Below are 4,589 nucleotides of genomic sequence, written 5' to 3' on the forward strand. Positions count from 1 at the left end.
AGGCGAACAATGTTGATAGTCTCGTTCATGGCGTATCGCTCTCCTTGAGAGGTTCTGGCAGGCTTCATCACCCGCCTCGATACGTCGCCCTTCTCAAACCGTCATCACCCAGTTTCAGCCATAGCTCATTGGTGCACGGTGATTGTTCAAAGCGCGAACGTGCCAAACGTTGCGCCATTTGCCTGAGCCACGCTGGCTCTTCGCAGGCCATGTCCGCTTCCGGCGCGCAAAGCTGGGGTCAATTAGAACCCAATACTCCATGTTCATGATCTGTGCTTCGAAAGTCGCATAAAAGGGCAGTGTGGAATTAGGTCTGCTGCCATTGGGCTCGAACCGAGGTGGTGTCCGGAATTATTCGGCATTTCACGGGGTTTCCCACTCCGGAATTATGGGTCTCGTTGGTGTGTGGACTATGCAATTGAAAACAGGAGGTTTTCTGGCTGAGGGTAGGGTTTCCAATCCTAAGACCGAGTTTGCCAATGGCCTCCAGAAGGCGGGTCTGAAGGCAGGCATTGCCCGTCTGGATCGCCTTCCCGCGGCCCACATTGATGATAAGCACGCCGTTCGACGGCAGATCCGCGATGCCGAGCGCGATATCGAATACTCGACCCGGCGCCTCGGCGAGGTCGGGAAGGACATCGAGCGCCTCGTGCCGACGACCGGCGATGGGTTCAGTATGGTGGTCGGGGCGATCCGTTCACCGAGCGCAAACTCGCCGGTCGCGCGCTGATGAAGGAAATCCTGACTCTCGCGCAGCTTCAGCAGCAAGGCGAAACCGACTGTCGCCTCCATCGGCGGGTTCGATTTCGAATATTCCGGCGAGCGGTTCGGCAAGGACGGCTACCGCTATGCCACCATGCTGATGCGCACCGGCGCCGATTATGAAATCGAACTCCCCGTCACCACCTCGCCGCTTGGCGCCATCGCAACACATTCCTGAACATGTGACGCAAAGCGAACCTAGCCACGCTCCAGCCTGAAGGACTGGCCGGCTGAGATGAACCTCATGTCACGCGATCAGGTCTGCCGCTCGATCGCGACCCTTGTTGAAGCAACCTGTATGTCATCGAGCATCGGCCTGACAAGGCGCAAGCCGTCCAATACTACTTCTGACAACCGATCGATCTCGGTCTTAGTCATCGGGGTGGATAAAAGGCCCGAACATGTCTCGATCATGAGCAAGCCATTGGCGAAGAAGTGGTCGAGCAGCGCTGAGATACAGTTCTGTTCCTTAGGTCCTGCGAAGGCGCTCCGATAGCTCGTTGGCGCGGTCCCTTTTAGATGTATGCGGAACATGGAACCCGCTCCGGTAACGCACGCAGGCACATCAGCAATCTTGATAGCTTCTGCGATCCCTGCTCGGGCTCGGTCAGCCAGGCTGTTCAGGCTTGCAACGGCGTCCCGATCGAACATCTGCATCGCGACCAAGCCCGCGGTCATTGTGATAGGGTTGGCGCTAAACGCGGCCGCCCGCGCGCGCAAGGCCTCGACAGGTTCGACCACCGCTATTCGGTGACTTGTCACGACGCCATGACCGAGCCAGCCCCTGAGCATGGCAAAGCCCATATTGCCGCCACCTATTAGAACCACACTATCAATGTTTACTCTCATGTCACCGACTCAGTCGATCGAGTGCACCGACCAGGTCAGTCTCAAGTTCGTCGTAAGTCTCGTTCATCGAAGACCCTTCTAGTAGTCAAGAATCTGATTGAAGAAGTGCGAGCGCGTTGGGTCTGTGGCTCACTAAGGAAATGGTTTGGCCTAGCTGGCCTGATGCCGGTTTTCGGACACGAGGTTAAGCTAGCATAGCTTGTTCCTCGAACTCAACGGGCCGCAGATAGCACGGGCCTCAGATAGCCTAAGGTCGAGTGCCTTCGCTAACAATCAAGTGCCGGCTTCAGCCGCGGTGAGCGCTTCCGTGTCGGGGCGCAATTTCAGATCTTCGCCATACGGCCTGGCGTCGCCATGGACGACGACGACAACACCTACGCCACCTGCCGGCCGACGGCCTAGGCCGGAGGGGTTCACATTTGCTGTGCGATCTAGATGGCGGTTGCTCAAACAGTGGTTTGACGGAATGGGATGAACTGAAACGGTCTGCTCCTCTATAGCAATCTGGACCACGCAAGAGGTGCGCGGTCCGATCGTCGGGAGGAATCGCTGGTGCAAAAGGTTGTCGCCGATGCCGCGGAAGCATTGAATGTCGACGGCATGCGAAAGAGCTTTGGCTCGCACGAGGTGCTGAAGGGTATCTCCCTGGCCGCGCGTGATCATGACGTGATCTCGATCATAGGGGCGTCCGGCTCCGGCAAGAGTACCTTTCTGCGCTGCATCAACCTGCTTGAGAGGCCGTCCGCGGGGTCAATTAGACTGAAAGGTGAGGAGCTCAGCTTGCAGCCTCACAAGGACGGCGGGCTTTATGCTTGCGACCGGCGGCAATTGGCCCGGATGCGTGCCCGCCTGGCCATGGTTTTTCAAAGTTTCAATCTGTGGTCCCACATGTCGGTCCTGGAAAATGTTATCGAGGCACCGATCTCGGTTCTCGGCAAGACGCGCGCTCAGGCGATTGAGGACGCCAAGGCAATTCTGGACAAGGTCGGGATGTACGACCGCCGCGACTACTACCCGAGCCACATTTCGGGCGGACAACAGCAGCGCGCAGCCATAGCCCGCGCCCTGGCAATGAATCCCGACGTGATGCTTTTTGATGAACCTACGTCGGCACTCGATCCGGAGCTCGTCGGCGAGGTGTTGAAAGTGATGCGCGATTTGGCGGGTGAAGGCAGGACCATGCTGGTCGTGACCCACGAGATAGCTTTCGCGCGTGACGTGTCCAACAAGGTCGTTTTCCTTCATCAGGGTGAGTTGGAGGAGCAAGGCCTGCCTGGCGAGGTCCTCGGTCATCCGGCATCGCCGCACCTACAAAAATTCCTTGCCCGAACACGGAATTGAGTGTTGCGATGATCGATATAATCTTACCTTTCCTGCCGCTGATCTTGAAGGGAACAATCATCACCCTGTCGGTCGGCATTCTGGCGCTCATTTGTGCCGTGCTCATCGGTCTCGCCGGCGCCTTGGGCAGCTTCTCGGAGCATGACTGGATCAAGCGCATTGTAAGCTACTATACAGCCAGTGTGCGCTCTGTTCCTGATCTGGTCCTGATGCTCCTTCTCTACTATGGCGGCCAGACATTTCTGAACCAGCTCGGCGACGCTACCGGCCTCTGGGGCTATGTTGAAATCAGCACATTTGTAGCTGGCGTCGGCACCATCGCCTTTATCTTCGGCGCCTATATCACGGAGACCTTCCGTGCCGCGATCCTGTCGATACCTCGCGGCCAGATCGAGGCTGGTCTCGCCTGCGGTCTGTCGAATCGCCGGCTATTTACGCGCATCATCTGGCCTCAACTGATCCGTTACGCCCTGCCGGGCCTCGGCAACAACTGGCAGGTTCTCATGAAAACCACCGCCCTGGTTTCGGTTATCGGTCTGCAGGATCTGGTGTTCAACAGTTTCCAGGCTGGTCGTTCGACCCACCACGTTTTCGTGTTCATGGGCCTGACACTTTTTGTCTACCTGCTGATCACATTGGTATCGGGCGCTGCCTTCCATCTGCTGGAGCGGCGCTACGGTCTCAAGACCCGAGCGGTGGGGTGACAGCATGTTGCAATCCATCATCGATTTCAGTGCCAATTATTCGCCGATCGATTTCGTCCTCATTGTTTCGCAGTGGCGCCTATTCCTCACCGGCTTTATCAACACGGTGATCTTGTTTGTGCTTACGACGGGCGTGGGTGCCATGCTCGCGGTTCCTCTGGGCATCGCGCGGGCACAGAAGGTGCCGGTGGCGAACCCGGTAATCTTTGTCTACTCCTACCTGTTCCGCGGCACACCACTTCTGGTGCAGACCTACTTGCTCTATTTCGGCGCAGGCGAGGTCGCCTTCATCAAGAACAGCTTTGCCTGGGCGGTACTGCGCGATCCGTGGTGGTGCGCCTTCATTGCGTTTTCGCTAAACACCGCCGCCTATGTGACGGAAATCGTGCGCGGCGGTCTTGAGGCTGTCCCACCGGGCGAGGTTGAAGCGGCGCGCGCTTGCGGCATGCTGCCTGTCCAGAGGATGTATCGCATCATCCTTCCCAGCGCTTTTCGACGTGCGTTGCCGATGTATTCCAACGAAGTGATATTTGCCCTGCATGGAACGGTGGTGGCATCCACAATCACCATCGTTGATGTGCTGGGTGCCGGCCGGACTTTGAACGGCATGTTTTACCTGGCCTATGAAGGGTTCATCACCGCTGCATTGATATACGCAGCCATAGCGCTGACCGTAACGCGCACCTTCCGATGGATGGAGCGGCGGTTCAATCGACACCTGCAACCGCGCACCGGTTGAGCGCTGGTAAAATCATTCGATTAAACGGACTTTCGCCCGCGGCAGGGCCGCCCAACAGCGAAGACGAGCAGCTTGCTGTGCTTGCGCATGCTGGAGGGGCCGTTCCGCGACCGGGCGGCCCGTCTGATCACCCACACCTTCCCGTTACCCCAGGCCGAGGACGGCTTTACGCTTTACGACAGTCTGACCACGGG

4 protein-coding genes and 1 pseudogene are annotated in these 4,589 nt (G+C 57.8%); 4 read left to right on the forward strand and 1 reads right to left on the reverse strand.

The window, feature by feature from the left end; translation table 11 throughout:
- Positions 1–484: 484 nt before the first annotated feature.
- Positions 485–928, forward strand: a pseudogene (locus tag EN993_RS25020) (hypothetical protein); the annotation flags it as partial.
- 89 nt (positions 929–1,017) lie between these two features.
- On the opposite strand, the gene EN993_RS38375 reads toward EN993_RS25020, so the two are convergent.
- Positions 1,018–1,611: an NAD(P)-binding domain-containing protein gene (locus EN993_RS38375; RefSeq protein WP_127265098.1), complete on the reverse strand. Its 594-nt coding sequence runs from the start codon at positions 1,609–1,611 to the stop codon at positions 1,018–1,020.
- Between the two features lie 600 nt (positions 1,612–2,211).
- Between EN993_RS38375 and EN993_RS25030 the strand changes: the two genes are divergently transcribed.
- From EN993_RS25030 to EN993_RS25040, 3 genes are read left to right on the forward strand one after another with little or no spacing between them, the layout of a single operon-like run.
- Positions 2,212–2,952: an ATP-binding cassette domain-containing protein gene (locus tag EN993_RS25030; protein ID WP_127265104.1), complete on the forward strand. Its 741-nt coding sequence runs from the start codon at positions 2,212–2,214 to the stop codon at positions 2,950–2,952.
- An 8-nt stretch (positions 2,953–2,960) separates the two neighbouring features.
- Positions 2,961–3,656: an ABC transporter permease subunit gene (locus tag EN993_RS25035; protein ID WP_206532413.1), complete on the forward strand. Its 696-nt coding sequence runs from the start codon at positions 2,961–2,963 to the stop codon at positions 3,654–3,656.
- A gap of 4 nt (positions 3,657–3,660) precedes the next feature.
- Positions 3,661–4,395 (forward strand): ABC transporter permease subunit, encoded by a 735-nt coding sequence (locus EN993_RS25040; protein WP_127265099.1) that lies wholly within the window; start codon positions 3,661–3,663, stop codon positions 4,393–4,395.
- The last annotated feature ends 194 nt before the right edge of the window (positions 4,396–4,589 follow it).

It is taken from the genome of Mesorhizobium sp. M7D.F.Ca.US.004.01.2.1 (genome assembly GCF_003997785.1).
GTDB classification, from domain to species: domain Bacteria; phylum Pseudomonadota; class Alphaproteobacteria; order Rhizobiales; family Rhizobiaceae; genus Mesorhizobium; species Mesorhizobium loti.